31 protein-coding genes and 1 CRISPR repeat array (1 of these 32 only partly in view) are annotated in these 26699 nt (G+C 68.0%); of the genes, 21 read left to right on the top strand and 10 right to left on the bottom strand.

Annotated elements, in window-relative coordinates; translation table 11 throughout:
• Positions 1-982: a CRISPR direct-repeat array (repeat unit 29 nt; unit sequence GGGCTCATCCCCGCTCGCGCGGGGAGCAC); it reaches 1061 nt to the left of the window's first position.
• A gap of 1101 nt (positions 983-2083) precedes the next feature.
• On the top strand, positions 2084-3322 hold the full coding sequence (locus ACFVW6_RS22355) for a tyrosine-type recombinase/integrase (protein ID WP_378830729.1): 1239 nt from the start codon (positions 2084-2086) through the stop codon (positions 3320-3322).
• A 947-nt stretch (positions 3323-4269) separates the two neighbouring features.
• On the opposite strand, the gene ACFVW6_RS22350 is transcribed toward ACFVW6_RS22355, so the two are convergent.
• The gene (locus tag ACFVW6_RS22350; protein ID WP_378830732.1) at positions 4270-4683 is read right to left on the bottom strand and encodes a hypothetical protein; all 414 of its coding nucleotides are present in this window, start codon (positions 4681-4683) and stop codon (positions 4270-4272) included.
• A 365-nt stretch (positions 4684-5048) separates the two neighbouring features.
• On the opposite strand from ACFVW6_RS22350, the gene ACFVW6_RS22345 reads away from it, so the two are divergent.
• Together ACFVW6_RS22345 and ACFVW6_RS22340 are read left to right on the top strand one after the other, a co-directional pair.
• Entirely contained in the window at positions 5049-6026 is a 978-nt protein-coding gene (locus ACFVW6_RS22345) for a DUF2637 domain-containing protein (protein WP_387792551.1), read from the top strand.
• 166 nt (positions 6027-6192) lie between these two features.
• Positions 6193-6810 carry a hypothetical protein gene (locus tag ACFVW6_RS22340; RefSeq protein ID WP_378830737.1) on the top strand — a complete coding sequence of 206 codons (618 nt, stop codon included), beginning with the start codon at positions 6193-6195 and terminating at the stop codon, positions 6808-6810.
• Positions 6811-6830: 20 nt separating this feature from the next.
• On the opposite strand, the gene ACFVW6_RS22335 is transcribed toward ACFVW6_RS22340, so the two are convergent.
• Positions 6831-7322 carry a hypothetical protein gene (locus ACFVW6_RS22335; protein ID WP_378830738.1) on the bottom strand — a complete coding sequence of 164 codons (492 nt, stop codon included), beginning with the start codon at positions 7320-7322 and terminating at the stop codon, positions 6831-6833.
• A gap of 232 nt (positions 7323-7554) precedes the next feature.
• Here ACFVW6_RS22335 and ACFVW6_RS22330 point away from each other — a divergent pair, with 232 nt between their 5' ends.
• The 5 genes from ACFVW6_RS22330 to ACFVW6_RS22310 all read left to right on the top strand — a co-directional run bounded on the left by ACFVW6_RS22330 (position 7555) and on the right by ACFVW6_RS22310 (position 12328).
• Positions 7555-8130 carry a hypothetical protein gene (locus tag ACFVW6_RS22330; RefSeq protein ID WP_378830740.1) on the top strand — a complete coding sequence of 192 codons (576 nt, stop codon included), beginning with the start codon at positions 7555-7557 and terminating at the stop codon, positions 8128-8130.
• Between the two features lie 105 nt (positions 8131-8235).
• On the top strand, positions 8236-9450 hold the full coding sequence (locus ACFVW6_RS22325; protein WP_378830742.1) for a hypothetical protein: 1215 nt from the start codon (positions 8236-8238) through the stop codon (positions 9448-9450).
• A complete protein-coding gene (locus tag ACFVW6_RS22320; protein WP_378830745.1) occupies positions 9438-10220 on the top strand; it encodes a hypothetical protein in 783 nt (260 codons plus the stop codon). Before ACFVW6_RS22325 ends, ACFVW6_RS22320 begins: the two co-directional genes overlap by 13 nt.
• 81 nt (positions 10221-10301) lie before the next feature.
• Positions 10302-11552: a hypothetical protein gene (locus ACFVW6_RS22315; RefSeq protein ID WP_378830747.1), complete on the top strand. Its 1251-nt coding sequence runs from the start codon at positions 10302-10304 to the stop codon at positions 11550-11552.
• The gene (locus ACFVW6_RS22310; RefSeq protein WP_378830749.1) at positions 11540-12328 is read left to right on the top strand and encodes a class II glutamine amidotransferase; all 789 of its coding nucleotides are present in this window, start codon (positions 11540-11542) and stop codon (positions 12326-12328) included. Before ACFVW6_RS22315 ends, ACFVW6_RS22310 begins: the two co-directional genes overlap by 13 nt.
• Before the next feature lie 72 nt (positions 12329-12400).
• Here ACFVW6_RS22310 and ACFVW6_RS22305 read toward each other — a convergent pair whose 3' ends face one another.
• Both ACFVW6_RS22305 and ACFVW6_RS22300 read right to left on the bottom strand, forming a co-directional pair.
• Positions 12401-13219, bottom strand: a complete 819-nt coding sequence (locus tag ACFVW6_RS22305) for a GNAT family N-acetyltransferase (RefSeq protein WP_387792545.1) — start codon at positions 13217-13219, stop codon at positions 12401-12403.
• Positions 13220-13487: 268 nt separating this feature from the next.
• Positions 13488-13868, bottom strand: coding sequence for a hypothetical protein (locus ACFVW6_RS22300; RefSeq protein ID WP_378830753.1), 381 nt, complete (start codon positions 13866-13868; stop codon positions 13488-13490).
• A 5-nt stretch (positions 13869-13873) separates the two neighbouring features.
• Between ACFVW6_RS22300 and ACFVW6_RS22295 the strand changes: the two genes are divergently transcribed.
• The 7 genes from ACFVW6_RS22295 to ACFVW6_RS22265 all read left to right on the top strand — a co-directional run bounded on the left by ACFVW6_RS22295 (position 13874) and on the right by ACFVW6_RS22265 (position 17201).
• Positions 13874-14191 carry a hypothetical protein gene (locus ACFVW6_RS22295; protein ID WP_378830755.1) on the top strand — a complete coding sequence of 106 codons (318 nt, stop codon included), beginning with the start codon at positions 13874-13876 and terminating at the stop codon, positions 14189-14191.
• Positions 14192-14193: 2 nt separating this feature from the next.
• Positions 14194-14682 carry a hypothetical protein gene (locus ACFVW6_RS22290; protein WP_378830757.1) on the top strand — a complete coding sequence of 163 codons (489 nt, stop codon included), beginning with the start codon at positions 14194-14196 and terminating at the stop codon, positions 14680-14682.
• On the top strand, positions 14664-14912 hold the full coding sequence (locus ACFVW6_RS22285) for a hypothetical protein (RefSeq protein WP_378830759.1): 249 nt from the start codon (positions 14664-14666) through the stop codon (positions 14910-14912). The genes ACFVW6_RS22290 and ACFVW6_RS22285 overlap by 19 nt, the downstream gene beginning before the upstream one ends.
• Positions 14913-15160: 248 nt before the next feature.
• On the top strand, positions 15161-15634 hold the full coding sequence (locus ACFVW6_RS22280) for a hypothetical protein (RefSeq protein WP_378830761.1): 474 nt from the start codon (positions 15161-15163) through the stop codon (positions 15632-15634).
• A gap of 198 nt (positions 15635-15832) precedes the next feature.
• Complete coding sequence (locus tag ACFVW6_RS22275) at positions 15833-16042, top strand: hypothetical protein (protein ID WP_378830763.1); 210 nt, start codon at positions 15833-15835, stop codon at positions 16040-16042.
• Positions 15991-16713: a DNA-processing protein DprA gene (locus ACFVW6_RS22270; protein ID WP_378830765.1), complete on the top strand. Its 723-nt coding sequence runs from the start codon at positions 15991-15993 to the stop codon at positions 16711-16713. The genes ACFVW6_RS22275 and ACFVW6_RS22270 overlap by 52 nt, the downstream gene beginning before the upstream one ends.
• Before the next feature lie 29 nt (positions 16714-16742).
• The gene (locus tag ACFVW6_RS22265; RefSeq protein ID WP_378830767.1) at positions 16743-17201 is read left to right on the top strand and encodes a hypothetical protein; all 459 of its coding nucleotides are present in this window, start codon (positions 16743-16745) and stop codon (positions 17199-17201) included.
• Positions 17202-17424: 223 nt separating this feature from the next.
• Here ACFVW6_RS22265 and ACFVW6_RS22260 read toward each other — a convergent pair whose 3' ends face one another.
• Both ACFVW6_RS22260 and ACFVW6_RS22255 read right to left on the bottom strand, forming a co-directional pair.
• On the bottom strand, positions 17425-17850 hold the full coding sequence (locus ACFVW6_RS22260; RefSeq protein WP_378830769.1) for a hypothetical protein: 426 nt from the start codon (positions 17848-17850) through the stop codon (positions 17425-17427).
• A 78-nt stretch (positions 17851-17928) separates the two neighbouring features.
• Positions 17929-18231, bottom strand: a complete 303-nt coding sequence (locus tag ACFVW6_RS22255; RefSeq protein WP_378830772.1) for a hypothetical protein — start codon at positions 18229-18231, stop codon at positions 17929-17931.
• 73 nt (positions 18232-18304) lie between these two features.
• Here ACFVW6_RS22255 and ACFVW6_RS22250 point away from each other — a divergent pair, with 73 nt between their 5' ends.
• Together ACFVW6_RS22250 and ACFVW6_RS22245 are read left to right on the top strand one after the other, a co-directional pair.
• Entirely contained in the window at positions 18305-18577 is a 273-nt protein-coding gene (locus tag ACFVW6_RS22250; protein ID WP_378830774.1) for a DUF6374 family protein, read from the top strand.
• 191 nt (positions 18578-18768) lie between these two features.
• Positions 18769-19131, top strand: coding sequence for a VOC family protein (locus tag ACFVW6_RS22245; RefSeq protein WP_378830776.1), 363 nt, complete (start codon positions 18769-18771; stop codon positions 19129-19131).
• 198 nt (positions 19132-19329) lie between these two features.
• Here the strand turns inward: ACFVW6_RS22245 and ACFVW6_RS22240 are convergent, their stop codons facing one another.
• Positions 19330-19620, bottom strand: coding sequence for a hypothetical protein (locus ACFVW6_RS22240; RefSeq protein ID WP_378830778.1), 291 nt, complete (start codon positions 19618-19620; stop codon positions 19330-19332).
• A gap of 560 nt (positions 19621-20180) precedes the next feature.
• On the opposite strand from ACFVW6_RS22240, the gene ACFVW6_RS22235 reads away from it, so the two are divergent.
• Complete coding sequence (locus ACFVW6_RS22235; protein ID WP_378830781.1) at positions 20181-20756, top strand: histidine phosphatase family protein; 576 nt, start codon at positions 20181-20183, stop codon at positions 20754-20756.
• Positions 20757-20848: 92 nt separating this feature from the next.
• Here ACFVW6_RS22235 and ACFVW6_RS22230 read toward each other — a convergent pair whose 3' ends face one another.
• From ACFVW6_RS22230 to ligD, 3 genes are all read right to left on the bottom strand, one after another.
• Positions 20849-21112 carry a hypothetical protein gene (locus tag ACFVW6_RS22230; RefSeq protein ID WP_378830784.1) on the bottom strand — a complete coding sequence of 88 codons (264 nt, stop codon included), beginning with the start codon at positions 21110-21112 and terminating at the stop codon, positions 20849-20851.
• A gap of 69 nt (positions 21113-21181) precedes the next feature.
• Positions 21182-21844, bottom strand: a complete 663-nt coding sequence (locus tag ACFVW6_RS22225) for a hypothetical protein (RefSeq protein WP_378830787.1) — start codon at positions 21842-21844, stop codon at positions 21182-21184.
• Between the two features lie 303 nt (positions 21845-22147).
• Positions 22148-23053 (bottom strand): non-homologous end-joining DNA ligase, encoded by a 906-nt coding sequence (ligD, locus tag ACFVW6_RS22220; RefSeq protein WP_378830793.1) that lies wholly within the window; start codon positions 23051-23053, stop codon positions 22148-22150.
• 225 nt (positions 23054-23278) lie between these two features.
• On the opposite strand from ligD, the gene ACFVW6_RS22215 reads away from it, so the two are divergent.
• The 3 genes from ACFVW6_RS22215 (at position 23279) to ACFVW6_RS22205 (ending at position 26665) form a co-directional block, all read left to right on the top strand.
• A complete protein-coding gene (locus ACFVW6_RS22215) occupies positions 23279-23530 on the top strand; it encodes a hypothetical protein (RefSeq protein WP_378830797.1) in 252 nt (83 codons plus the stop codon).
• Positions 23531-23612: 82 nt separating this feature from the next.
• On the top strand, positions 23613-25406 hold the full coding sequence (locus ACFVW6_RS22210) for a ParB N-terminal domain-containing protein (RefSeq protein ID WP_378830799.1): 1794 nt from the start codon (positions 23613-23615) through the stop codon (positions 25404-25406).
• Positions 25407-25552: 146 nt separating this feature from the next.
• The gene (locus ACFVW6_RS22205) at positions 25553-26665 is read left to right on the top strand and encodes a DUF4192 domain-containing protein (RefSeq protein ID WP_378830801.1); all 1113 of its coding nucleotides are present in this window, start codon (positions 25553-25555) and stop codon (positions 26663-26665) included.
• Positions 26666-26699: the final 34 nt, after the last annotated feature.

Raw genomic sequence — 26699 nt, 5'->3', positions numbered from 1 at the left:
AGCACTCGGGGTTGAGCGTCGTCTCGTTGACGCCGTCGGGCTCATCCCCGCTCGCGCGGGGAGCACCACTGATTCGAATCGGGAACAACGTCATGAACGGGCTCATCCCCGCTCGCGCGGGGAGCACTCGACGTCGTTTACGCCGTCGTTCAGTTTCAGGGGCTCATCCCCGCTCGCGCGGGGAGCACAGTCGTGCCCGAGATGCTGTTCCTCGACGAGCGGGCTCATCCCCGCTCGCGCGGGGAGCACATTCCGGCCGCGACGACCTCGGCGTGGTAGTCGGGCTCATCCCCGCTCGCGCGGGGAGCACTGCCTTACATTCGAACTGATCTGGAGGGCGTTGGGCTCATCCCCGCTCGCGCGGGGAGCACCGGTGCGGGCGACCGGGCACGCCGCCGCCGTCGGGCTCATCCCCGCTCGCGCGGGGAGCACCCGTCGAACGCCTCGCCCAGCTCGCGGGCGATGGGGCTCATCCCCGCTCGCGTGGGGAGCACGGCATGAAGGTACTGCGCATGACCCGCCAACCGGGCTCATCCCCGCTCGCGCGGGGAGCACTCAGCTCCTTGTACTCGTCGAAAGTCGTGGAAGGGCTCATCCCCGCTCGCGCGGGGAGCACGAGCCCATGCAGAAACGGTCCCTGTTCGGGCCGGGCTCATCCCCGCTCGCGCGGGGAGCACCGCCGGCGACGAGCTCGTCGTGCGAGCTGAGCGGGCTCATCCCCGCTCGCGCGGGGAGCACCCTGTCTCGCGGAGTCGTTAGGCGCATTCCTTCGGCTCATCCCCGCTCGCGCGGGGAGCACAGCAGGTTGGCGCAGTCGTCGCGGTCGATCGCGGGCTCATCCCCGCTCGCGCGGGGAGCACCCGGAACCTCTGTCGATGCGCAGGGAAACCTGGGGCTCATCCCCGCTCGCGCGGGGAGCACGAGAACGTCACCGAGTTCACCGATTGGGTGCTGGGCTCATCCCCGCTCGCGCGGGGAGCACTAATTGACCTGCGTGTTTACCGCATGATCACACGATTCTCATTCACTTTCGCTCAAGCTCCTCCGCCGCATCAGCAGACCGCCACCGTCCTCCATCCGGAGCCTCAACCCAGCCTTACCATCCCGAGTACGACCCCACCCACATCACATTCCCACGCCGGTAACGCCCTGCCCACCTATCCGTCAGTCGGGGCTGTTCACCGAGCCAGCGCCCGTCACCGCGTCGGCGTGGGTCGCCCTCGACAGAAGACAGCCGAGACCTGCTCAGCGTAGGCCCGTCCACCGACATCGCCGACTCGCATGCGGAAACCAGGAATCGGCCCCGCATGGACGCGCTCGGAGCCTGGGAGGATGCGCTCGTCCAGTGATCGCAGGCCAGCCCACCCAACCTCGAGATACGTCAAACGCTGATCAAGCTCGACGCCTGCCGGCGACGTTCGAGCGATATCGACAATGCACAGCACGACCAAAGCCCTTGCGTCGTCTATAGACTGACAGTGAAGAGCTGCTGACCGGGCCCCAGAGAGCCCAGGCGAAGCCATGCCTTCCTACTTCAATCCACACAGGTTCAGCTCCAACCAGCACCGCGGTTCTGTCCAGGCCACAACGCGCCAGCGACATGCCTCGCATACCCGCTCGGCTGTGTGGGAGACCACTACAGATGCTGGCGTTAGCGCACACGTTCCGAGGTTCTGCTCCGTCCGGCAGCAACGTCAGTCTTTGCTGACCTTTAGCGGCTCAAGATGTCGTGGCTTCGGACACGATCGAGCGCCTTAGCTGCTTCACCAACGAGCCTGTGGCCGTGATTCATTCGATCTGCCGCAGCACCTCCGCTGAACGCGTACGCGGGCCACTCCCACACACCCGTTGATGGTTGCTGCCGACCGACCGAAACGATCCCGCCTCAGCAGCACTTCCCAACTCAGGTTCGCGTTCCACTCCCCCGGAGTGATCCGACGTGAATTCACTCGGACCCCCGTCTTCCCGCCTCTCAATGGCGGGGCGGCTTCCCATCTCAAACCCCGACATCGCCATCAGGTCGCGCCGAGCCTGTTCCCAACCCAGTGGATCGCGCACCGTCCCCTATCCAGGAGGTACAGAAATGCCGTCGAAGAAGGACCGGACACGTGCGCCCCGTCGCGGATTCGGCCGACTCCGAAAGCTACCCTCGGGCCGTTGGAAGGCCAGCTACACCGGACCCGACACCGCAGTGCACAACGCACCCCATACCTTCGATACGAAGACCCGCGCGGAAGGGTGGCTCGCTGCCGAGCGCGCGCTGATAGACCTCGAAACGTGGATCGCTCCCTCACGTCGGAATGAACCGCCTGACAGCCCCGAGTCCGAGGAACCCTCGCCGCCAGTCTTGTTCGGAGCCTATGCCGAGCAGGTCATTTCCACGCGGGTGTCTCGGCGGGGCCAGCCCATCGCGCGACGGACCAAGGACTCCTACCGATCCCTTTTGCGGCACCATATCAACCCCACATTCGAAACAACACCGTTGCCAGACATCACCTTCGAGATGGTCCGCACCTGGTACAGCAATGTCGCTCGCGTCCGAAATCGGGGACGCAAGTCGAAGGCCGACCACGACGACACCGGCGTTCCGACCGCGAGGGCGCGTGCCTACGAAGTCCTCCGCATGGTCCTCAATGTCGCTGTCGAGGACGGACATATCTCCAAGAACCCGTGTCGTATCAAGGGCGCGACCGCAGTCCAACCGGCCCATGATCCCACTGTGCTGCTCCCGGCGGAGATCGGGCGGCTCGCACTCGCCATGCCTGAGAACCTCTCGGTCTCAATTCTTCTCGCGGCATGGTGCGGGCTTCGTCCATCCGAGACGTTCGAGCTGCGCCGTCGCGACTTCAACACGGACTGCTCCGTGATGACCGTCTCGTTCGCCGCTACCTACCGCGAGGGCCGCTTCGAGATCGGGCGGCCGAAATCCGGATCGACAGGGCCGGTAGTGATCCCGAGTCACATGCGTGCCGCGGTCCGCCAACACCTCGATCGCTACGTCGATTCTGCGCCCGGGTCTCTCCTGTTCCCCGATCCTGAGACCGGCGGAACCATGCGCGAATGGATCTACCGCCGGGCCTTCAACGCCGCGTGCGTCAAGATCGGACGCCCAGGCTTTCGTCCCAGCGAACAAAGGCACACGGGGGGAACCGTCGCCGCACAAGCCGGCGGCACACTTCCCGAGATCATGGAACGCCTGCGCCACAAAACACCTGGAGCCGCCATGCGATACCAGAAAGTCGCCGCCGGCCGCTCACAAGCCCTGGCCGAGAACATAGCCAAGCTCGCCAACACAGACGACTGGCACCCCGCCCCGGAATAACGTCGCAAGTCTGTAGGCGGATATCCCCCGCTTCTTGCACTCGCCGACGCCGATCACACACGCCCGAATCTCCCCGAGGCCGTTGGCGCCACCGAACCGGTTCGCATCGCAACCTCCCCACTTCCCGCGGTGGCCCTCAGCGCGCACGTCCGGACCCCACCCAGTCGTTTCCATCTGAACTCGCTGCTGATTCCCTTGTCGAACGCCAAGTTTCGGCCCGCTGGCCTCCATCTGCGTATATCGGCAGTTCTCGCGCAGAGTGCGGCGTCCAAGCCGAACCCCTGACCTTCTCGGTGCCGATGTGACGGCTACCATAGACAACCCTGGACAACAAATCGGACATCGGATCCGCCTCTCCACCTGGCGAAATGCCCTCGGTACGACAACTATCGACAACTCTGGACAACGATCGACAACGCGTCGTTCAGCCGAATTAGTGGTGACTTAACAGGGAGTCGCCCGCGGCCCCTTCCGCCCAGCCGGGGCCATCTCGTGACGCGTCGAGAACTCTTTGCCACCTCCCGAGCTCCGCCGAGGACGCCGAGGAGGCATGCGGCCTCGATCGGCAATCCGATGGCATCGGCGGCCGCCTGAGCCTGAGCGACATCGATCGGCCCGACGACCACGCCGACGAGGCGTTCCGTTCCGCCGGCTTCGACATCGGCCGCCGCGGCTCGTTCAACCCGCCAACGCCCCACTGCCGCCGTGGACATCGATCCATAGCTCGCGACTATGTCGGAAGTGCGTTCACCCCGTGGGTGTCGTGGTGCGCGGCACGTCAGATCGGCCTGCTGCTGGCCGATGGCGCTGCGTCCGACTATCGCTCAGTTCCCCGTCTCATGGCCCGCAGCCCTCGGCCGCGTTCTGCGCGGGTCGCGATTCCCCGGCAAGGGCATGCCCCGCCGGGCCGTTGGTCACGGCCGGTCGAGGCGGGCCAGTACCGAGGCTCAAGTCAGGCCGCCGTCGGGATGACGGTCGAGGTCGGTGTGTTCCCGCGCCATCATGGATTTGACCGTGCCGGTGGCGACTCCGAGCATCGCGGCGGCAACCGAATACGACACCGACTCGGTGTCCTCGCGGCCGACCGACCGGCCCACCATCCGCCCGACAGGCGTTCGCCACCACACCGGTTCGGGGCGCTCGGGCCAAGCGACGCCAGCGAGGTCGATCACGGTTTGCGCGGCGACCAGGTCGTCGTCACCACACAGCGACGCCGCGAGCACCGGCGCGGTCGCGGCGATGCGTTCCCGCGCCGCGACCGCGAGGTCGAGAGCGCCGATCGCTTCCAGCGCGCCGACGATGTAGTTGTCCAGAGCCTCAGCGAGCTGGTCAGCGACCGCCGAGGTGTCGACGTCGGCCATTCACACCTCCACAGTGAACAGGTCCCCTACCCGACGCCCCCATCGAGGCATCAGCGGCGAAACCTACACAACCACTTACCGGTTGACAACCGTCAGGTGGTTTCGTCAATCCGGGGCGAAGCTGAGCACCGCCGTCGCCAGCACCTGATCACCGTTGCCGAGTGCCAGCACCGGGAGTCGGCACCGATTTCGGACGTTCGCGTCCTCGTCTGACCTGCCGCAAACACCGGCGCTCCAGTCACCGGTGGGCGGCGACCTCACACCACTGGACCTGCGCTCCGTGCCATCCGTGCGGCGGTCCGATCGCCGCGACCTCCTGTTCACACTCACCCGAAACGAGGCAGTAGGGCATGCCGACTTCATCATTGCAAGCCGCGAGGGCCGGGCTGACCGCGCGCGAGGTCGCGGGTACTGACCGTGCGCACGTCTTCTTCTGGAGCGAGCTCTGTATCGCTGCCGGCGTCAGCGTGGTCGGCAACGCGACCCAAGCCGTCCTGCACACAACCGTCCTGCCAGCCGTCGCCGCCGCGGTAGCCGTCATCCCGCCACTGGCGTTGTTGGCCGCGGTGCACGGAGTTGCGCTGCTCGCACGCGCGGACACCGTCTCGCCCACCGCCCGCCGCGCCGCGACAGCACTGACCGTGGTCATCGCCGGCGGGGCGTTCTGGCTGTCGTTCACCGCGCTGCGCGCGCTGGCGATCACCGCGGGTGTGCCCGTCGCCGAAGCATGGCTGTGGCCCTTGATCGTGGAAGGCTCCATGACCCAGAGTTCGATCGCCCTGTTGACGCTGGCGCACGCACACCAACACGACACGGAGCACGGGTCGGAAGCCACGGTTCCCGAATCACAGCGCCCACTGGACCTACCAAACGCACCGAGCGGCCACGCCGCGAACTCCGCCGACCGGACAGCCGAGCTGAGCGGGGATTCCCTCGATAGTTCTTGCGACGGAGCCGATCTCGAGGCACTGGCCACGCTGATCTGCGAACAGGATCCCGGCGGGCGACGCGACCCCGCGACCGTCACCGCGGTGCTCGCACACCGGTACGTCGACGGGTGGAGCGCCAGCCGCGTCGCGCGCGAACTCGGGTGCAGCCGTTCAGCGGTCAGCCGAATCCTGCGCGACGCCGAACGCCTGCGTGCGCACATACCCATCGACCGTGCGCACACCGGTCCGGAACTCTCTCCTCAGCGTGCGCACGATGATGACGACCGTGCGCACGATGATGACGACCGTGCGCACGAGGCGGCCGAGCCGCACGGCAACCGCGTGAACACCGAGGACAAGCGTGCGCACGCCGACCCCAGCCCCGTGAGCACCGAATCGGGCGCGAGCGGTTGAGACCGACGATGTTTCGGCCGATCGGCAGACCACCCGAACCTCTGCTGGTGTGGTTCAGGCCACATCGACAGGAGGGCGCTTCCCATGTTGGATTGACGCACGGTTCGTTGCCAGGCATCACCTTCGTGCACGACTTCAGCGAGAAACCACGTCCTTTGGGGGACCAGTGAACCTCGATCTCTCCTGCCCGCAGTGCGAACGCATCGACTGGGTTCAGAGCGTGCCCGCCACCATGGCGGACGGAACCCACAGCGGCTACAGCGCTGGCGTCCACACCGGAATCGGTGTCGGCCCGGGTGGACTCGTCCCCGTGGTCGGAACCTCGATCCACGAATACCGCCACAGCTCCACCCTGGCGAGAAGCTTGGCCTGGCAACCATCCCTGCCTTCTGCGGGTCCGCTCTCTGTGGTTAGCGCTGGTCTCCTCCTCGTCCTCGCGTTCGTATACGCGATGTGCATCGCGTCGCTACGAATTGATCCACCGCGCGGCAACCCTGCTCAGGTCACGGGATCTCTGGTCGGCTTGTTCATCGTTCCAGTTGCCCTGTCAGTTCCTGTCGTCGCCATCGCGATCTTGGCCTTCAAACGTTCCAGTCGAAACGGCAAGGTCCAGTCGGGGCGAAACCGTGCGCAAGGCGTGTGGAGCCACGGCTACTACTGCCACCGGTGCGGCGTCGCCTACTGGCCCTATCCGACCGCACCCGGCATCCCCTATCGCGTCGCCCTGGCTCCGAGCCAATTCCGATGGCATGTCTGGAACACCGGCGGCTACGCCAAACTCTGACCAAACGCCTCATCCGAAGTTCAGGCGTCCTGTGAACTCAGCCGGACCTCTGTATCCGCAGCGTCCAGTAAACCGGTGGCGCCGGTACCCCGATCCGGTCCACCGCGGTTGAGCGTTGCCCGCTCGGCTGTGCGAGCCGCAGCAGACATGAGTTGCCTCAGCTGCCTGCCAGTCATTTCGAGCAGGGCCCCGATGCTGTCGTCGGACTCCCCCAACCCCCGCATCGTCGCGACCGCACTCGCCTGGCGGGAACGCCATTGAGTAGCTTCGGCTTCGTGTTCGCGTTCTATCTGTTCGATCTGTCGACGCAGTTCACCGATACGCTGATCACGCACAACGAGGCCGTGGCGGATGACTCCCGCAGCGTGCAGGTAGGTCTCGACCGCGTCCATCGTCGCGGCCGCGCGGCGTTCCGCCTCGGTGCGCCGATCCTTCATCACCTGGCGGACCTCGTCCAACCGCCGAACCAGTTCGGGATCTTTCTTGGCACGACGTGGCTTGCTAGCAGGCATCTCAAACTCCTGAGATCGACCCGACCAGCGGCTCTTCCACCCACGAGGATACGCCCCGCTGCCGACATTCAGCTCAGCTGAGCCGGATCACCTTTTCCCTCAGCGCTACCCGACGCCGTCGTGATCTGCCGCGCTGCAATTGGCGGTCGGGGGATCGCGCCGTTGGCCTGCCCACAGCTGCGCGCCATTCCAGAATTCGCCTGCCACATCACCGTTGCCGAAGGACGCACTCATGACCGATACGCACGCCACGATCGAGCCGCTCCTGCGCAGTCTCACCGGCACGGAGTTCACGACGACGCTGCTGTCCACCCTGGCCCAGACGGACTGGGCCGAAGACGAGATCCACTTGGCGCACCAGCGACACCCCGACGTCGCTGACGTTCTCTTTCACGGGTTTTCGCTGTTGACCGCCACCCACAAGCGGATGAGCACCGAGTTCGTCTACCGCGCCCACGCCCGCGAGCTACTCGACCGAGTCGCGGCCGGACAGCCGACCAAGCCAGGGACTGCCGTCGAGGTCGTGTTGTTGTTGATGCAGGTCAGTCTCGTAACTCCGTTGAACACCAGCGCGTTCGGCCTGTACCTGCGGATGTGGCGCCAAGCGGGCCTGCCCGACCTCGGTGAGCCGGTCAAGGGATTCGACGACCACTACGAAGCCATCGCCGCCCGCGGTATCGACGAGTTCGAAGCGGTCGCGCGCCGCAAGCTCGCCGTCCCGGACCGGGTGCTGGCCCTGACGACCTGCGACGGCCGCCATCACGGCCAACCTGTCGCCTGCCGCCTGGCGAGCGCACGCGCCGCCTGACCCGAACACCGACTTCCACACCGCCGCTGCTCGTTCTCGTCATTTCACGCCGCTCCCGGCCTTCGGGGCGGCGTTCGTCGTTTCTGCGAAGGGATTTCACCCGTCATGCCTGATGTGGAACTTTCCGATACGTGCGGGGTCTGTCGCACCCGCGACCCCGGCACCCGCTACACCCTCGACGGCGGGCCCGTCTGCGAGGACTGTGTGTACCGGTGCCCGCAGTGCTACCAGTGCGGCGCCCGCGCGATCACCCTCACACCCACCACCTGCGCGGGACTGCTGTGCACGGGCTGCGTGTCCCGGCTCCGTCCGTGTGTGGTGTGTTCGGAAGTCACCTCGGCTCGCCAGCGGGTCGACACCGGTGGCGTGGTGTGCGAGCTGTGCGCGCGCCTGTTCGACCAGTGCTTCCAGTGCGAGCGCTTCACCCGCCACAGCCGCTACGTCGTCGGCAACGTGCGCGCCTGCGTCGAGTGCGCCGGCGAGCTGCGGGCATGCACCGACTGCGGCGCCTTGCTCCGCGGCCAGGGGCAGTGTGAACGTTGCGAGGACCCGTACCGGGTGTGGAACTACTTCTACCGACCCGACCCGATCTTCCACGGCGACGGGCCCTTGTTCCTCGGGATGGAACTCGAGGTCGTCGTCCCCGCCGACCGCTACGACGACATGGTCGCGATCGCGGTCGACGCGCTCGGGCCGCTCGGCTACCTCAAACGCGACTCCTCCATCCAGCCGGCCGGGTTCGAGATCGTGTGCCACCCCATGACCTACCAGTACGCCCTGCCCGGATTCCCGTGGCAGCTGCTGCACGACCTCCAGGTGATGGGGTGCCGGACCAACAGCAGCGTCGGCCTGCATGTGCACGCTTCCCGCGCCGGGTTCACCGGGCCCGCGCACGTCTACCGGTGGATGAAGCTGGTCTACCGCAACCACGCCGAGGTCACCGCGCTGGCACGGCGTACCAGCCGCTATGCCCCGTTCGAGTCCGGCACCCGCGCCCGCGCCAAGGATCTCGCCAAGGGCGCCCACCGCGCTCTCGGGTTGCCGCGTAATCAGGCGATCAACCCTCACCCGCGCGACACCTTGGAGTTGCGGGTCTTCGCCAGTTCCCTCGAGACCCGGCAGGTCCAGGCCGCGCTGGCGTTCACCGAGGCCTCGATCCGCTACACCGCCGACCTCACCATTCCCGACATCCGTGCCGGTGGCTGGGAGTGGGACCGGTTCACCGACTGGCTGAGCCGGCGCCTCGAGTATCGGCCGCTGCTCGACGAACTCACCGCGCTGGCCGACGACCCGCAGGAGGTCGTGCTGTGTGCCTCCTGACCTTCATCCCCGCTTCCGTGGCCCCCGACCCACAGGCGTTGCTGCGCGGCGCCGACGCCAACCCGCACGGGCACGGATTCGCCCTGATCGCCGGCGACCGGATCGTCACCGGACACGGCATGAACGCCCAGGACGTCATCGACGCCTTCGCTCGCGTCCGCGCCGCACACCCGGCCGGGCCCGCGTTGTTCCACTCCCGCTACGCCACCCACGGCATCCGCACCGTCGCCAACTGCCACCCCTTCCGGCTCGGCGGAGACCAACGGACGGTGCTCGCGCACAACGGGATCCTGCCCAAACGCGTCCACCCCAGCGCCTACGACTGGCGCTCCGACACCCGCGTCGCCGCCGAGGACTACCTGCCGGAGATGCCGTTCGGGTCGCTGGACACCGTCCGTGGGTCGCGTGGCCTGGAGACATGGCTGGGTTCGTCGAAGTTGCTGATCTTGACCGTCGATCCCGCCTATGAGCAGCAGGTGTATCTGTTCGGGGAGTCGAAAGGGCAGTGGGACAACGGCATCTGGTACTCGAACAGCAGTTTCCTGCCCGTGTCACATCGCTACTCCCTGCGCGAGCGGTATGTCTGCGACGGCTGTGACGACGTCGACCTGTACCGGGTAGGGCGCTACTGCCGCCAGTGCGGGTGGTGCTTCGCCTGCGAGATCCGGTTCCCACACTGCGAATGCCGCCCACCGCGCGCCCGCAGAACACCTCCTCGCGCACCGGGACGGCAGCTCGCCCTGCCCGCGCCGCCGCAGCCGAGTACCTAGCGGCTGTCCCGCCGTCACCACCTATTCATCGAGCCCGCACCCGCATGGTGCGGGCTTTCGTCGTTTCCAGGGAAGGAACCGATGCCCACCGCCGTCCTCGATCAGCCACTCGGCCTCGCCGAGTGCGAGTCCTGTTCCACCCGAACCCCTCCCGAAGCTCTCATCCACACCGCCGACGCCGAAGCGCTGTGCGCGAATTGCGCCTGGGAGCTCGACCTGTGCCAGGCCTGTGACCGACCCGCCCGCAACGTCGAGCGAACCGTCGACGACGAAGACCGTTGCTTCGAATGCCGCAGCGGATTCATCGAATGCGACGACTGCGCCCGCTACACCAGCGAGATCACCGCGATCATCTCCGGCGGCGACGTCTGCGGCGACTGCGCCGCCGAATACTCGACCTGCGACGACTGCAACAGCCCCGCCGCCGATTCGGTCTCGATCAACGGCGACTGCTGGGTATGCCCGGACTGCCGCGACGACTACTCCCGATGCCACGAGTGCGAGATGCTGTTTCGCGGGTGCGAGTACTACTGCGAAGGCTGCACCCAGCCCAACCCGTCTCGGGTCTACGACTCCTGCTACAAGCCAGACCCGGACTTCCATGGGCTCGGCCCGTTGTTCCTGGGTCTCGAGCTCGAAGTCCGCACCAGCTACGACGGCTACGGCGACTCGGTCGAAACCGCGAACAATCGACTCGACTCGTTGGGCTATCTCAAAGACGACGCGTCGATCAGCTGCGGATTCGAGCTGGTCACCCACCCGATGAGTTTCCACTACGCGATGAACCAGTTCCCGTGGTCGCTGCTGTCGCAGCTGCGGCTGCTGGGCTGCTACACCGACGACGACGTCGGCATCCACATCCACCTCTCGCGCGCCGGGTTCGACTCCCCCGCCCACATCTACCGGTGGCTCAAGCTGATCTACCGCAACGAGCCCGCCGTCACCACGCTGGCGCGGCGCCGCTACTCCGAATGGGCCAGTTTCGATCCCGACGTCCGCGACATGGCCAAGGAGCTCGCGCACGGTGATCACGGGTGGGGCCGCTACCACGCCGTCAACGCCCACCCCACCGACACCTTCGAGCTGCGCGTGTTCGCCAGCTCACTGAAACCCCAGCAGGTGAAAGCCGCGCTGGCCTTCGCCGACGCCTCGGTCGAATACACCCGCGGCCTCCGTTCCCGCGATGTCGCGCGCGGCGGCTGGGACTGGCCGGCCTTCACCACCTGGGTGTCCGCGCGACCCGCGTACGGGCCGCTGACCGCGGAACTGGCCGCGCTCACCGCTACCGGTGCATTCACCACCATCGAGGAGGCCTACCCGTGTGCATCCTGACCTTCATCCGGCCCGCCATCACCCCCGACTACGACGCCCTCGCCGCCGGAGCGATCGCCAACCCCCACGGGCACGGCTGGGCCATCCACGCCGGTGACCGGCTCATCGTCGGACACGGGCTGGACCCGCGCGAGACGATCACCGACTTCGCCCACGCCCGAACAGAATTCCCCGACGGACCCGCCCTATTTCATTCCCGCTACGCCACACACGGCAAGCACACCACCGCCAACTGTCACCCCTTCGCGATCGGCGGAGACAAGCGCAGCGTGCTGGCCCACAACGGAGTCCTGCCCGACCACGTCCACCCAACGCGTGGTGATGACCGCTCCGACACCCGGATCGCGGCCGAGGACTTCCTGCCCCGCGCCCCGTTCGGGTCACTGGATTCCTGGATCGGACGCTCGCGGTTCGAGCGCTGGCTCGGCCACGACAAGGCCGTCATCTTGACCGTCGACCCCGCCTACAAGCACTCCGTCTACATCTTCAACGAGCAGGCCGGGCACTGGCGCGACGGATCGTGGTACTCAAATCACACCTATGAGCTGGGCCGGTTCCCGCACGGTGGCTACACCGCCTTCGCCGAGGGGCTCGGTTCCGAGGACGGCTACTGCGACAACTGCGGCGCCGACTTCGACAACCCCGACGGCCCGCATTGTCTGTACTGCGGATATTGCGTGCACTGTCTGCGGACCTTCCCGCGCTGTAGTTGTGCCTGCCCGGACGAGTCGCTGCGCTATGCCGACCTCGGCGACCCCGAGCTCGAAACCGCATGACCGCCCGTGGTGTCCAACCACCACCCTCACGCCCACCGAGTGACCGGATGCGATTCCTGCGACGCGACCGGATCAGATCGGGATTCGCGCTATCGGGTTCTCCGGCGTGGGAGGTGGTTGGAGATTGAGGTAGAACAGACACCTGTCGGGCTCGGGCATCACCACGGTCGGGAAGCCACCGAGCCACACGCTCACATCGACGCCGGCGCCGGTCGGGTAGATGAACAGTTCCCGTTCCGGTCTGCCGAAGAACGCGCTCAGGCCGGGCTCGCGCGGGGCGAACGCGCCGTAGAGCGCGCCCGTCGCGTTGTAGAACGCGGTCGCGGTCAATGCCCGCATCAGCGCGCTACCGACACCACGGCGTCGATGCGGCTCGTCGACGGCGACCAGATCCACCCGCCACATCGCCACCAACGCCAACGCCGTCACCGCGGCAGGCGCGTCCCAGTCCTGCGACATCGCATCCAGCAAGCCGACGTCGGGTCCGGCCAGGACCCCACCGATCACCGTGCCGTCGCCGTCGAGCGCAACCAACGCGGCCGTGCGCGCCATCACCAGTGACTCGAAGCTGACGTGGCGACGCGCCATCGCACGCCACACATTGCCCCGGACAACACCGGCGCCCAGCACACGATCCCGATGGGCGCGGATCAGCTCTGAGGCGATCCCCGGACCGTCCAACCCCAGCATCGACCCCCACTCGGCGAACCGCGACAGTTCCGCCTCGGTCCGCGCGAGCCGAACCTCGATCGGCCCTTGCAGGGCCTGTCTCCACAGGTAGCCCAAGTCCACAGACACGGGCCGACCGCGATCGCGGTGTGCGGCAGTCGGTTTCTTCTTCGAGTGTCGAGCTCGCGATTTCGGCATCTGCGCCTCCTGGACAACAACCAATGATGTTGTCCACCAACGGTATGCACACCCGACGCCGCTGCGGCATCCCCACGTCGATGGCACCGATCACAGCCCGATCCCCTGGCGAAAGGGCGGCCGATGTGCTCCCGACCTGCGCAATCACCCTCGCGACCACTCGACGGACCCGGCACAACCCTCAGACAGCCAGAACTCCGAGTGCCCGAGGCCGAGCCGGACGTGGACGTCCTCGACCCCGCGCTCGAAACAGCCTGTTCCTCAACACCTTCATCGATGGGAGCCACATGCACTACGTCGCCCTTGCCCGCGTCGGCCTCATCACCTCGGTCTGCACCCCGCTCGCGAGGCGCTCGAGTGCAGACCGCGCGTGCACCACCACACCGCGGCGTTCGGCTGACGCAGGCGGGTCGGCGTGAATCACCCACCACTGCCCCATCTTCCCGTTCCGCTGCTTCGGGTCCATGACCGCGACGGCGCCCGCGTGCACGTCAGCACCGACGGCTACTGGGTTCGCCTGCACCTGCACGACACCCTCGCCGGTGAAACCCGATGCCAGCTCATCGATCTCGACCGCCACGAAGCCGACCGGCTCGCCGCAGCACTCGCCGCCCGTCATCATCCGCGACCGGTCCGCCGGTTCGCGTTCCTGCACCTTCTCCGGAGGATCCACCGCGCATGACCCAACCCCTGACCATCCCGCCACTGCGGAACCGGCTGCGTGCCGCAATCACGCAACTCCGCACACCCGCACCAACTGCTCCGTCGTCGGACTCGACCGCGATCGGTATCGAGCTGGAGGCCGCGCGCGGTCGCGGTGACGCCATCACCGTGCGGACCCGTGGCGGTCACACCCTGCCCACTGCGACACCGACCACCGTCAGCGCCCGCTACACCGTGCTGACCACCGCACCCGGTGAACGGGTGATCCTGCCGTTGCGGTTCATCGAATCCGTCGAGCGCCACGCCCGCACGGCAAGCGAGGGACGAGGGTGACCATGCCGATCAGCCTCGCCGCCGACGACCGCCCCGACCCCGACCGATTCACCGCCCGCGTGCACCCACTGTTGGCTGCGACCGAGGTCGTGATCGTGGGCTGGCACAGCACCTTCGCCGCAGCTCCGGCCGCGGGCACGAAACTCGCGGTCTTCCCCGACACGATGGGTATCGACTTCGGGCGCCGGCCGGTGATGGGGTTGGTGCGTATCGAACACGCCGCCCTCACCCACCGGATGATCAAAGGTGTCGCGATCCCGCAGTGGGTGCCCGACCCGATCCGCGACGGGCTCGACCCGGTGTCGTGGCGGTTGATGCCAGCCGAACCCGACGGCGAGAGCTGGGTGATCGCCGGGGGCGCGTGGGCTTACAGCGGCCATGACGCTGTCCTGCCCGCCACCGTGATCGATGCCGCCCTGTCCCCACCGGTGGTGGTGCGGGTCTATGGGCACAACCCTCACACGGGCCGCGAGTGGATCACGACCTCGTGATCGGCGACGCCAAACAGCTCAACTCGTGGCTGCGTGCCCAGATGCCCGCGCTCGACGAGACCCGGTATCTGCCGTGGAACGCCGGAACACCCACTGCTGCCTCGCTCGTCGCGCTGGTCCACCTGCGCGTGCAGACCCACTGCGCCCCGGACCGGGCCACCACCGTCGTCCTGGTCGCCCACCCCACTCCCGCCGACGACACCGAACCCGATGCCGGACCGGCAGATTAGAGACCCGATTGCCCAACACAGCACATTCCCCGACGTCGCGGCCGCGCGCCGCTGAGCGTGTTCCGATCCTCGCGCGGCTGGCGCACGCGCCGGTCTCAGCCGGACTCGTAGTCCCCTACATCACCCTCACCCACCGCGACCGCACCCGCCCGGTGTGGGGAAACATCGACCCCCACCGCCTCGCAGAAGTCCTGCACCACAAACGATGCCAGATCTGCGGGGAAGACCTCTACGACACCCTCGTACTGATGATCCGCCCCTCCGACTACCTGCGCGGCGTGGCAGTCGAACCTGGCTTGCATCCCGAATGTGGCTGGTACAGCCGCCAAGCTTGCGTGATGCTGGCCGGGCACGTCGACCGCTACAACCCAGTCGGCAACACCCCACTCAACCTCTGCGGGGACCCGCTATGTCGCTGCCGGTACTGGGCGCCCGCCGAGACCACCACACCGGGCCGGGAGGGCAAACCGGCCGAGGCCTGGTACGAGGCCTGGATCCGGCTCGACGACTACGACGTCTTCACGGTCCCGGCCGACGAGTCCGGTCCCGCCGTCACCGGTATCGCGCTACGTGGGGTGCCGTTCCGGCGGTTGCGTAAGGTCCGCGACCCGGCACCGAACACTGAGGATTCCCAGCCGATGGACTTGCTCGCCGCGGTCATCGCCGCCCGCAAGCTCTGGGAAACCCTCGACCTCACCGAGGACCCCGAAGCGCCCCGATAGCCGGTCACCCGGCGTCCGGCGGCGCGGGCTACCTCGCCACCAGCCCCGAACGCGACTTCCGGGCCGGGCAGTGACCGGCGCTCACCATATCCACATGTTGTGGATACCCCTGTGGACAACCACAACAGGAGCCACCATCCGACCCGCCCGGCCGCAGCCGCAGCGCGGTCCCACCCCTGCGAGAGGACTTCATCGACCGTGGACCTGACCATTTCCGCCGAGCACGCCCAGCAGTTGGCATGGGCGATCCTGGCCCGCGCCGCCCTCTACCGTCGCGGTGCGGTCGCTATCCTGCTCGCCGCTCAGGGCCCCGACGGGGCCGCCGACATCCTCGCCCGCGCCACCCCGGCCTGGCGGTGCGCGCCGAAGCCGACCTCGCCGACGCCGACCGCATCGGCGCCCGGCTGATCACCCCCGAAGACCCCGAGTGGCCCCGCCAGCTCACCGAGCTCGACGACCCCGGCACCAACCGGTTCGGTCCGGTCGCGTTGTGGGCTCGCGGTACCGGACACCTCGACACCCTCGCCCACCGCGGCGTGGCCGTGGTCGGGGCACGGGCATGCACCGAGCACGGATACACCACCACCCGCGACTTCACCGCGACGGCCGCCGGGCAGGGGTGGACGATCGTGACCGGAGGCGCCTACGGCATCGACACCGCAGCCCTCGAAGGCACGCTCGCCGCGGGCGGGTCGGCGGTCGTGGTCACCGCCGGCGGGCTGCGCCACGCCTACCCCGCCACCAACGGTGACCTGTTCGAACAGGTCACCCGGCGGGGACTAGTGGTGTCGGAGTATCCGCCGTCCGAGCGGCCCACCCGTGACCGGTTCCTGCACCGAAACCGGATCGTCGCCGCGCTCGGCGAGGCCGGGATGGTGGTGCCCGAGGCCGGGATCCGCAGCGGCACCCTCAACGCCGTCGACTGGGCGAACCGGCTCGACCGGCCCGTGTACGCCCTGCCCACTCCGACACCGACCGCGCCCGCGTGGGCCGGATGCGCGGCCATGGTCGACGACGGCCGCGCCCGCCTGGCCACCGACACCGGGCAGCTGCTGGCCGCGCTCACGGCCGCGGACTGAATCCTTCACCGACAGAGAGGAAATCATCGATGACCGTACGGATGGGCAAGTTCGAACTGTGGTTCCCGCTCAGGCAGGTCGCCGTGATCGCCGAGCACGCGATGGCCGCCACCGAGCATTCCTGGCCCAGCGGGGACCCCGGCAAGCCCGACCCGGTCCCACCGGCATTGGTGTGGACCAAGAACCAGGGCACCTACCTGCGCTCCAACGGCGTACCCCGCCTGCTGGCCGACCCCGCCATACCCGAGGGCTCTTCGAAGCTCGTGTACGCGGTCGGTTACGAGCGGTACTTCGACTTCTCCTACACCGCGGTCGGTGGCGACGACTTCGCCGAACACCTCTCCCTCACCGCAGAACAAGACGGAACCTCGCTGATCGAAATGATCCGCCACCACGCCGCCAGCGGCGGCATCATGATCATCACCGTGCATCCCGGCGGCCGCTACGACATCGAGTTCAGTTCAGCCGCTGCACCATTCGCCCGCTAACGCCCCTGGTTCGGATGCCGAATCGATATCCACACTCGGCGCCTGTCGGACCGCCGACCCGGCGGGCGCGGAGTAGATTCCCGTCTCGTCGGATCCCGAAGAGCCGGTGAGGGTGGGATTCGACAGCAGGTGCGATGCAGGTCTCTGGCGGGATACATGCTCAGCACCCGTCCCGGTCGGCCGAACCCTCACCCCGTCAGGGCCCGGCCGACCGGGACTCACCTCACACCGTGCGGTGGAAATGCAGCGCGCTTCCGGACACCGCAGTGAAGCCGAGCACTTCGAAGAACTGCCGACGGCCCCACCGCCCTTGCGGGTCGGTGTCGAGGACCACAGTCACCTCCCCGGCCCCTGCCGCGCGGGCTCGTTGGATGAACGTGCGCACCAGCGCAGACCCGACACCGCATCGCGGTCGCAGGACGCCGACCACAGCGAGATGTCCCGTCTGCGGGTTGCCGGCGAGGAACCCTTCGGCCGTGCCGTCACCGCGGGCGAGGAGCCGAACCACATCCGGGTCACCGATCCCGGTCAACCACGCCGGTGCGGCGAAGACGCTGTCACGCAGGTGGTGGATCCGGTCGAGCGAGGCGAGTAGCTGCGGGAGCACCGCGTGCTCACCGTCGAGCTGCTCGACTTCGATCCCGTCCACACCACCCACGCTGCCATACCGGTACGGCCGTACAGAAATTTCCGGTGCGTCGAGCCGCCGACGGCCGCGCCTTCTCGGCTACTGGTCAGCCGGGCTGAGCGCGTGCGCGGGGCACCATTGGTGGAGCTGGAGTTGCCCGTGCCCGTTGCCGGTGACGAGAGTGAAGGTGACCAGGCCCATCCAGGTTCCGTCATCGAGGAGCACCCAGGCATGGAGCCAGCCGGGGACGTTCTCGGCCAGGCGCAGGCCGCCGAGTTTCACGCGCATCGCCAGCTGGTCCTGGCGGAAGTGTTTCGGTTTGGTCGTGATGGCCAGGTGGGCGGCGACGATCACCTTCTGTGGCGGGTCGACGACCCGCCACGGCTCTGGTTTGAACTGCACCGGCCACTTCTCGAACACGCCGCCGAACTTACAGGTCTCGAATGTATGTTCGATAACGGGTAGAGTGCTGGCCATGTCCGAGATGCCTGCCCGCGCGCCGACGGCAGCGGCGCTGGCCACCGTCCGCCGCCAGCTCGACGCCTGCGCCGCGTTCGGCACCGCGGCCGCTCCCGAGCAGCTCGACCAGATCGCGGTGCGGCTGACCGAGGTGCTGCGCGGCTACGCCGAAGCCGACACCCGCAGGTATCCACGGCTGCGGCGCCCGATGCGGCCGCGATCCGTGCGGACCGTGCACCCCTGGCGGATCGACCACACGTCCAGCGATCCCGAACGCCCATCCTCCTAGCTGGTGTGGCCAGCGGCAGGAGGATCTTCGCCCGCACAGACAAGCGGGTGCGCAGCGCCGCTGTTGCTGCGCCTGGGACGAGCGCTGTCGGCCGCCCGAAAAGGAGTGGAGCCGAGCCACGACAGTGCGGTTGGATAGCGACCTGCGGGCGCCGCGCGGCCCGCGAACCTGGATGACCAAGGGAGTGCACGATGCCGATCGCGACGCTGCGAGGCGTGACCCTGGATTGCGCCGATCCGCGGGCGCTTGCCCGGTTCTACCAAGAGCTGACAGGCATGCAGCTCGGCTATGACACTGATGAGTTCGTCGCCCTGACCGATGGTTCGGGTTGCGATCTGGGCTTCCAACGAGTCGACGGATACCGGGCCCCGCGGTGGCCAGGTCAGGACGTGCCGCAGCAGCTGCACCTGGACCTCAGGGTCGCCGACCTCGATGCGGCGGAGGAGTCGGCGCTGGGATTCGGCGCGGTCAGGCCGGACCACCAGCCGGGCGGCGACCGGTGGCGGGTGCTGCTGGACCCGGCCGGTCACCCTTTCTGCCTGGTCACTGGCTGATACCAGCAGGATCTGGCCACCGCACACCAAGACCCGGTCAGTACATGACGGATCTGATCCGTGCAGGACTGCCGGGTATCTGTGATCGCGGTGGCCGTATCGGTGGTGAGGGCAATTCGGTTGTAGATTTCGGTGCTTCGTGTCACCCGTTCGTGCGTTGCACACAAGGGCACCTACCGACTTTTCTTCATCGGCCTGCTACAAGCGCGGATCGTGCACGAGCCGGAAGTCGTGCAACGCCTCATCCAGCCCGCCTGCCGCTGTGAACTCGCGGCCGATGACTTCCCCCGCTGGAATGTCGCAGTCGCGGCCCATCACGGCCGCCGAGAGCACCAGCGGAGCCGTGTAGGAGTGCCACGGCGTGACGCAGTGCGCATCATCGCCGACGGTGAGCATCACCCACAACGGCACCCGGCCATCAGGGAGCACCTGATAGTCGTGGCCCGTGCTGGGTGCGTCGAAGTCGATCGGATAGTCCTCATCACTCATTGGTTCCACTCCCGCAAGATCGTCGTAGTGCACGCATCGATGGCGGCCCGGCGCCGGACCCGCAAGCTGCGGCCGTCGAACGGGTCGGGGGCCAGGCCGTTCTGTGACGACGATAGTGCTCTGAGCCGGCATCGCGTCCAAGCCCGGCGATAGGTCGCGACCAGCATGGTGAGTTGACGTGGAATCCCTTAGCCAGCAGGCGACAACGGCAACGCTTCCAGCGAAGCGCACCCGGCATCGGCTCGTGGCTTGTCGTCGATGCGGAGTGTCTCGATGCCGCGCGCCGACACAGGTGAAGTCGTCCGATTTGCCGGGAACCTGTATCGGTGCGGCGGCGTCCAATCTGGCATGACACCTGAAGATCGTGCAGCGTTGCTCGAGGCAGGCTACGACCCGAACGACCCCGGCGTGCAGGCCCGCATGATCGCCGTCGAACGCGGACTCGCCCTGCTACGGGCCCGCTGGCACGACAAGCCCGGCCACGGCCACCACCGCGAAAGCCCCTGCGTGACAAAGCCAGTGCCCGCGACGGCGCCGACTCCTCGGACACCGCAGCCGCCGTGCGCTCCACGCTGATCCTGCTCCGCCACGCCGCCCCCGTCATTCCCACACCCGGCGGACCGGACGACTACACCCGCCCGCTGACCGCACAGGGACACCGACAGGCCCGCAGCGTGATCGACGAACTCGCCCCGCTGGCGCCGCAGGCGATCGTGTCCAGCCCCTACCTGCGAGCGGTGCAGACAGTGCAGCCGCTGGCCCAGGCCCTGGATCTGCCGGTGCGGACCGATCACGAGTTGCGGGAATGGGACTCCGGGCTCGCACCCCGCCCGGACTACGCGCGCCACCACACGGTCAGCTGGATGATGCCGAGACTGGCGCGCGCCGGTGGGGAAAGCCTGGACCAGCTCACCTTGCGCGCGGCCGGGGCCCTGATCGCGCTGGCCGACCGGCATTACGACAGCACCGTCGTGATCGGCAGCCACGGTACGTTCATCGCGCGTGCCCTGGTTGGGTTCGGATTCACCGACGTGGATTGGGAATTCAGCCACGCGATGCCGATGCCGGCGATCTACCGCCTGGAACTCACCGACGATCGCATCCAGGCGAGCGGTCCCGGCCTGACCGGACCGTAGCCCTGTGCACGCCAGCGGCTATGTCGGCCAGCCGGCAAGCCTCAGCGTGGCCGCCCAGCTTGAGCACGAGAGCCGCGTCGAACCGGCGGCTGTCAGCTCGGCGGATCGATGACTTCTTCGATGCGGTCCAGCAGGCGCGCGAGGATCACCGTGGGCTTGTCCCCCATGGTGTAGCCGACCCAGTCCAGCGCAACGATCCGCACGACAGTGTCGATGTCGGCGACCTCCGGCGGCGGGGTGATCACCGAACGCACCTGAGCCACAACGTCGCCACCGTTGTTGATCGCTTCGACCACGGCCAGGACCAGCCGCTGCTGATCGGCAGACATCAGGTGCTCGTCTTCCATCGAACTCACCACACTCCCACCGCTGGAGCCTCGCCCGGATTCGGCGCCAGCGCACAGCTTCGCATCAACCGGTCTCGCTCAGGCCATCGCCGTGTCGATATCGGCCGCCAGGGCTCTGACGATCGCATCGGCGTCACGCTCGAGGTCGGCCAGCAACTGGGCGGGTTCGCTGCTGTCGTGGACGTTGATACCGCCGACGTCGGCGGCCACGATGAGATTGCTCGTGCGGAAGGAGATCTCGACCGAACCGGTGACCGTGCCCGCGATCCCGCCGGGGTAGCGCAAATGAGTCGTCACAGCGTAAGCAGCCTCGCCTACACCGGGCACGTCGGACGCGCCCGGTGGCCGCCGCTGCTCGAAGAGCTGCCGGGTGTGTGCCACCGGATCCGAGACCGTGTCGCTGCCGGGGATGACGACGAACCTGAGGAACAGGTGTCGGCTGGTTGGCCGGGTCGCGGTGTCCTGCAGCGAGGTCGGGGTGTCGGGGTCACCGGAGAAGATGCCGACGCATCGCACACCGATCGACCCGCCATCGAGTCCAGGATCGGCCTCGGTGCTGATCCGATCGTCGTCGGCGCGCAGGCTGCCGGCGAACTGATCGATCTCGGCCGCGACGGGCGTGAGGGCGACCGCGCAACTTGCCGGGACGTGGTCGAACCGTGGCTGGGCCACCGCGGTTCCCGCGCTCGCGCACGAGGACACCGAGGCGATCACAACACCGGTCGCCGCGACTACGGCCATCGTGGAACGGCGTGCGGGTCGCGCTGCCCGGCCAGACGGCTCGCTCGCCTCGTGCGCGATCCTTCTCCGCCTGGGTGATGGATCGACTCGACTCGCCGAAACCCTGCAGGCCCCTTCCGATTCGACCGAAGCCGGGCACCCCCGCCGATCCAGGTCGCCGGTCGTTGCTTGCCGATACCCGCGCACCGTCGATTCCCTCCCTGCCACCGATCGGGCGGCTGTGTCTCGATCCTTCCACAGAAACCTGACCTGTCACCTCCGGTGAGCCGACTGCTGGGACCCCGGTCCTGGGTGAATACCGAGTTATGGGCGGCCGACCGGGGTTTCGACCTCGTCGAGGTCCTTGTCCGGTCGCAATCCCCGCCAGCTGGGGTGCCGTAGCCGCCCGTCGCCGGTCCACTCGGTGAAGGCGACTTCCCCGACCAGCCGGGGCTGCACCCAGAACACCCCCACCGGTGTCGGCCCGACGCCGCCGATCGGGGGATCCGGTCGCTGCAGCGGTGCCAGGCGCTTCCGCAGATCCGACAGCATCGCCGCGGTGAACCCGGTCCCGACGCTGCCCGCGTACTCGAGCGTGCCGCGGTCGTCGGGGACCGCGACCAGCAGCGATCCGATCTGCCCTGCGCGGCGCCCCGAGCCCGTCTTCCACCCGATCAGCACCACTTCCTGGTGGGTTACGTTCTTGACCTTCGTCCACGCCGGGCTGCGCTGACCCGGCAGATACCAGCTCTCGCGCCGTTTGCAGATGATCCCCTCGAGCCCGAGTTCCTTTGAGACCGCCAGCGCGTCGGCGGCGGGGCCGGGCAGCAGGTGCGGGATCTGCCAGTGTGGGCCTGCCAGGCCGGTGTGTTCGAGGAGTTCGCGGCGCTGGCTGTAGGGCAGCTCGATCAGGGACCGGTCTCCGATGTGGAGCAGGTCGAAGATCATGTAGGTCGCCGGATCGGATTCGGCCAGCGCCCGGATGGTGGCCGGGTTGCGTTGGTGCATCCGCGGCGCCAGCGCCTGAAACGACGACCGCCCGTTCTTTTGGATCACGATCTCGCCGTCGACGACGAACCCGGGCTCCGCCGGTGCGAGTGCGGCGAGTTCGGGCCAGGCGACGGTGATGTCGTTGCCGTTGCGCGACTCGAGCCGCAACGTCTGCTCGACGTAGGCGATCGCGCGCAGGCCGTCGAACTTCACCTCGAACGACCACCGGCCGTCATCCACTGGTAGTTCACCCGCGGTCGCCAGCATTGGCGCATACCGCGGCAACCCGCTCACTCGCTCCTCGCCATCACCACACTCCCCTCCCGTCGAATCCGTTCAGCAAATAGTCAGCGTACCGCTGTTCGAGTCGGCTCGCGGCGATCCGAGCCAGCGCTGCGCATTCGTGACCAGCTCTATTCGAACACTCCGAGCCTTGTATCGACGTCCAGCAATCGAAGGAGACCCATGTCCGCAACCACCCCGACCGAGGCGCCGACCACCACGCCGGTCGAGTCGATCAGCACCAGCGACCTCGCCAACCGCGTCCACCTCGGCACCGCAGGGCCCGTCACCGCGCTCGGTGAGGACCCGGCGCTCGCGCGCTGGCGCCAGCAGTTCCCGGGCTGGCGCGGCAAGCACTGGACCTACCGCGGCGACGACGCCGACACCCTGCGACTGCTCCCGCTCAACGTCGCCCGCAACCGCCGCACCCGCTGACGGTTGCCCACCCCGAAATCCGGCAACAGTGCGCTCGCGAGCCGGTGCGTGCCGTCGCCGTTCCCATCGAAGAGGAGTTACGTTGCCCGCCAGCACGATCGGCCGCGTCGATACCGTCGACCTCGACCAGCCCACCACCGAACCGTCCGCTCCCGTCGCCGTGGCCGAGCCCGGCGACGATGCGATCGAGGTCGCGCCTGCACCGCCTCACGTCGAGGCCCGGATCATGGACCCGGCCGAGTTGGTGATCGGGCACAACGTGCGCCCCGAGGACCAGATCGACCTCGACGCCCACCCCAAACAGGTCGACTCCATCCGGCAGCTCGGGGTTCGTGACCCGATCCTGGCCGAACGCGGCCCCGACGGACAGATCGTCGTCGTCGACGGCCAGGTCCGCGCCCTGATCGCCCGGACCCTGGGTCTTCGCGAGGTCCCCGTCTACATCCAGGACACCGACCGGGCGCTCACCGACCCGGAACGGTTGATCGACCGAGCGATCACCCAGATCAACCTCAACGACCGGCGCATCGAGCTCACCGAATCCGCCCGCGCGGCCGGGGTCACCTACATGCTCGACCTCGGCGCGACCACCGCGCGCATCGCCGAAGGCCTGCAAACCAGCACCGCCAGCATCCGTCGGGCCGGCAAGATCGGCCGCTCGACCACGGCACGGACGTTGTTGGATGAGCAGCAGTACAGCCTCGATCAGCTCCAGGTCATCGCCGACTACGAGGCCCTCGACGACCGCGACGCGATCGACACGCTCACCAACGGCGGTCCACGCAACTTCGACCTGCGCGCCGGACGCGTCGCCAGCGACCGCGCCGAACAGCGCCAGCGCCTCACCGCCGCACTGCCCTACGCCGCGGCCGGGTTCGCCATCGCGACCACCGATCCGGCCTACCTCGACCACGACCGCCTTGTTCCCGCCGAGGACCTCGTCACCACCGACCAGACCCCGGTGTCCGAGTCCGCGATCTGGGCCGATCCGGCCCGCTGGCTGGTCGCGCTCGAACGGATCGAAGACGCCGAACTCGTCGACGAGGCGACCGGGGAGCTGATCGACCCCGACACCGTCGACTTCGACGCCGACGGCGAGACCCCTCCCGCTGAGGGCCTACGCTCGGCGCACGGCCTGATCCACCGGGACGTCTGGCTGGCGTCCTACTTCCTGGCCGTCGGCCAGCTCGAGGCTGCCGGTCTGCAGCCGCGCACCACCGCCACGGACCTCACCACCGCCGACGACGGTGTCGACCCCGCGGAAGCTGTCGCACGAGCTGAAGCAGAGCAGGCCGACGCGGCGGCCCGGCGCGCTGAGCGGCGCAAGGTGATCGAGCTCAACAAACGCGGCGCCGCAGCCAAGGACCGCCGGATCGAGTTCCTGGCCCGGCTGCTGTCGGGACGGACCTTGCCCGCCGGTGCGGCGCAGTTCGTCGCCGAATCACTCGCCCGCGACTCCGGACTGTTGTCGGGGACGAGAGCGCGGACGTTCGCGATGCAACGGCTCGGGCTCGAGACCACTGCCGAGCTGATCGAGCGGGCCACCGGCGGCACCACCACCGACGGGTGGCGGTTCGTGCTCGGGTTGGTGCTGGCCGCCCACGAATCGGCCCTCGGCAAGGACTCCTGGCGCCAGCACCGGTGGCTGGGTGCCAACGCACGTCACTACCTGCACTACCTCGCCCAGGTCGGCGAAGCGAAGGGGTTCGCGTTGGTCGATGTCGAACTCGCCACCGCTGGCGACCTCGACCCCGACACCATCGACATCGACCCCGGCGCGCACGCCGTCTCCGACGACCTGCCGAGCGAGCTCGGCGACGATGCGGGACCGGTCGACATCGACACTGCGGCAGCAGGACTCGCTGCCGCGGCCTGAACCCCGCATTGCGAGAGGGCGGCCCGGTCACCACTGGATCGACCGGGCCCCACGCGCAGGGCATCAGCTGTCGAGCCCTCCCGCACAACCGGGTTCAGCACGGCGGAAGAGCCCTGTGGCGATCCGATTCCGAAGGAGATTCTGTAGTGGATACCGATGACGAACGGTGCGAGTCGAGCGGGTTCGCTCCTCTCGCCGAGGCCGACGATGCCGCACAGGTGCGCATCGACGATGCCGGGCAGTTGATCGCCGCGCTCCCGGCGATTTTCCGGTTCGTTCCCACCCGGTCGCTGGTCGTGGCGCTGATCTGCCCGTCCGCCGACTCCACGACACCGGCGCGGGCAATTCCGGCGGTGGTCCGGTTCGGCCTCGACGCGATCACCGACCCGGCCGGGATCGAGGAGACGGTCGCGCAGCTGGAAGCGATCTGTCATCGCGCGAACGCCACCGCGACAGTAGCGGTCGTCGTCGACGACCGGCCCCGCGCCGCGTTGACCGCCCGCCTGGCCGTGGACCTGCTGCAGTCGGCGGAGGTCAAGCTGATCGGTGCCTGGCTGGTTCCCACTATCGCCGCCGGAGCGTCCTACCGCAGCCTGCTCGATGGCGACACCGACGGCATCGTGAACGACCCCGCCACTTCACCGCTGGCCTGCGTCCAGGCCCTCGACGGTGTCCAGATCCACAGCAGCCGCCACGAATTGGCCGATCTGATCGCGGTCGACCCGACCGCGGCCGCAGCGCTCACCCCGCTCATCGACCCGGCAGTCCAGCGCTACCGGGCCGAGCTGGCCGCTGCCGTCGCGGCAGACTGCGGTACTGCTTTCCAGAGTGATACCGCGAAAGCCGTGCTGGAGCTGATCGCGGTCGGCTGTGAATCCGGTTGCACCCCAAAAGATCTAGCCACGGCCGTGGCGGCGCTGCGGGACGTGATGATCCGCGATGTCATGCTCGGGTTGACGGGCACCGGCTGGGCGCCGTCCGCGCAGATCCTGTGGCAGTCGGTGGCACGGGCGAGCACCGGTCGGGATCGGGCCGAGGCCGCGATGTTGTGTGGCTACGACGCCTATCACCGCGGCGACGCCGTCTACGCGAGAATCTGCCTGGAAGAAGCGTTGCGCGCCGACTCCGAACATGCGATGGCGGTCGTGCTCAACACCGCGCTCGACAACGGCGAACGACCCGCCAGAATCGCGATGATCGCGCACGCCGGACGCGGCGTCGCGGCCGGGATGGGCATCGACCTCACCGCGACGGCGTGACGACAGGCTCGGCGGTGCGGGTCGCGGTCGCGAT

Origin of the sequence: Nocardia sp. NPDC058244 (assembly GCF_042882065.1) — a bacterium.
Taxonomy (GTDB): Bacteria; Actinomycetota; Actinomycetes; order Mycobacteriales; family Mycobacteriaceae; genus Nocardia.
The sequence above is the reverse complement of the archived record's forward strand: the minus strand, read 5'-3'. Positions and strand labels throughout refer to the sequence as shown.

What these genes read in the sequence shown, in the direction of transcription:
- ACFVW6_RS22335 (WP_378830738.1), bottom strand. Translation starts at nt 7,322, where the DNA reads ATGCCTGCTAGCAAGCCACGTCGTGCCAAGAAAGATCCCGAACTGGTT.
- ACFVW6_RS22355 (WP_378830729.1), top strand. Translation starts at nt 2,084, where the DNA reads ATGCCGTCGAAGAAGGACCGGACACGTGCGCCCCGTCGCGGATTCGGC.
- ACFVW6_RS22245 (WP_378830776.1), top strand. Translation starts at nt 18,769, where the DNA reads ATGCCGATCGCGACGCTGCGAGGCGTGACCCTGGATTGCGCCGATCCG.
- ACFVW6_RS22350 (WP_378830732.1), bottom strand. Translation starts at nt 4,683, where the DNA reads ATGGCCGACGTCGACACCTCGGCGGTCGCTGACCAGCTCGCTGAGGCT.
- ACFVW6_RS22290 (WP_378830757.1), top strand. Translation starts at nt 14,194, where the DNA reads ATGCCGATCAGCCTCGCCGCCGACGACCGCCCCGACCCCGACCGATTC.
- ACFVW6_RS22325 (WP_378830742.1), top strand. Translation starts at nt 8,236, where the DNA reads ATGCCTGATGTGGAACTTTCCGATACGTGCGGGGTCTGTCGCACCCGC.
- ACFVW6_RS22295 (WP_378830755.1), top strand. Translation starts at nt 13,874, where the DNA reads ATGACCCAACCCCTGACCATCCCGCCACTGCGGAACCGGCTGCGTGCC.
- ACFVW6_RS22250 (WP_378830774.1), top strand. Translation starts at nt 18,305, where the DNA reads ATGTCCGAGATGCCTGCCCGCGCGCCGACGGCAGCGGCGCTGGCCACC.
- ACFVW6_RS22225 (WP_378830787.1), bottom strand. Translation starts at nt 21,844, where the DNA reads ATGGCCGTAGTCGCGGCGACCGGTGTTGTGATCGCCTCGGTGTCCTCG.
- ACFVW6_RS22240 (WP_378830778.1), bottom strand. Translation starts at nt 19,620, where the DNA reads ATGAGTGATGAGGACTATCCGATCGACTTCGACGCACCCAGCACGGGC.
- ACFVW6_RS22265 (WP_378830767.1), top strand. Translation starts at nt 16,743, where the DNA reads ATGACCGTACGGATGGGCAAGTTCGAACTGTGGTTCCCGCTCAGGCAG.
- ACFVW6_RS22280 (WP_378830761.1), top strand. Translation starts at nt 15,161, where the DNA reads ATGATCCGCCCCTCCGACTACCTGCGCGGCGTGGCAGTCGAACCTGGC.
- ACFVW6_RS22215 (WP_378830797.1), top strand. Translation starts at nt 23,279, where the DNA reads ATGTCCGCAACCACCCCGACCGAGGCGCCGACCACCACGCCGGTCGAG.
- ACFVW6_RS22315 (WP_378830747.1), top strand. Translation starts at nt 10,302, where the DNA reads ATGCCCACCGCCGTCCTCGATCAGCCACTCGGCCTCGCCGAGTGCGAG.
- ACFVW6_RS22330 (WP_378830740.1), top strand. Translation starts at nt 7,555, where the DNA reads ATGACCGATACGCACGCCACGATCGAGCCGCTCCTGCGCAGTCTCACC.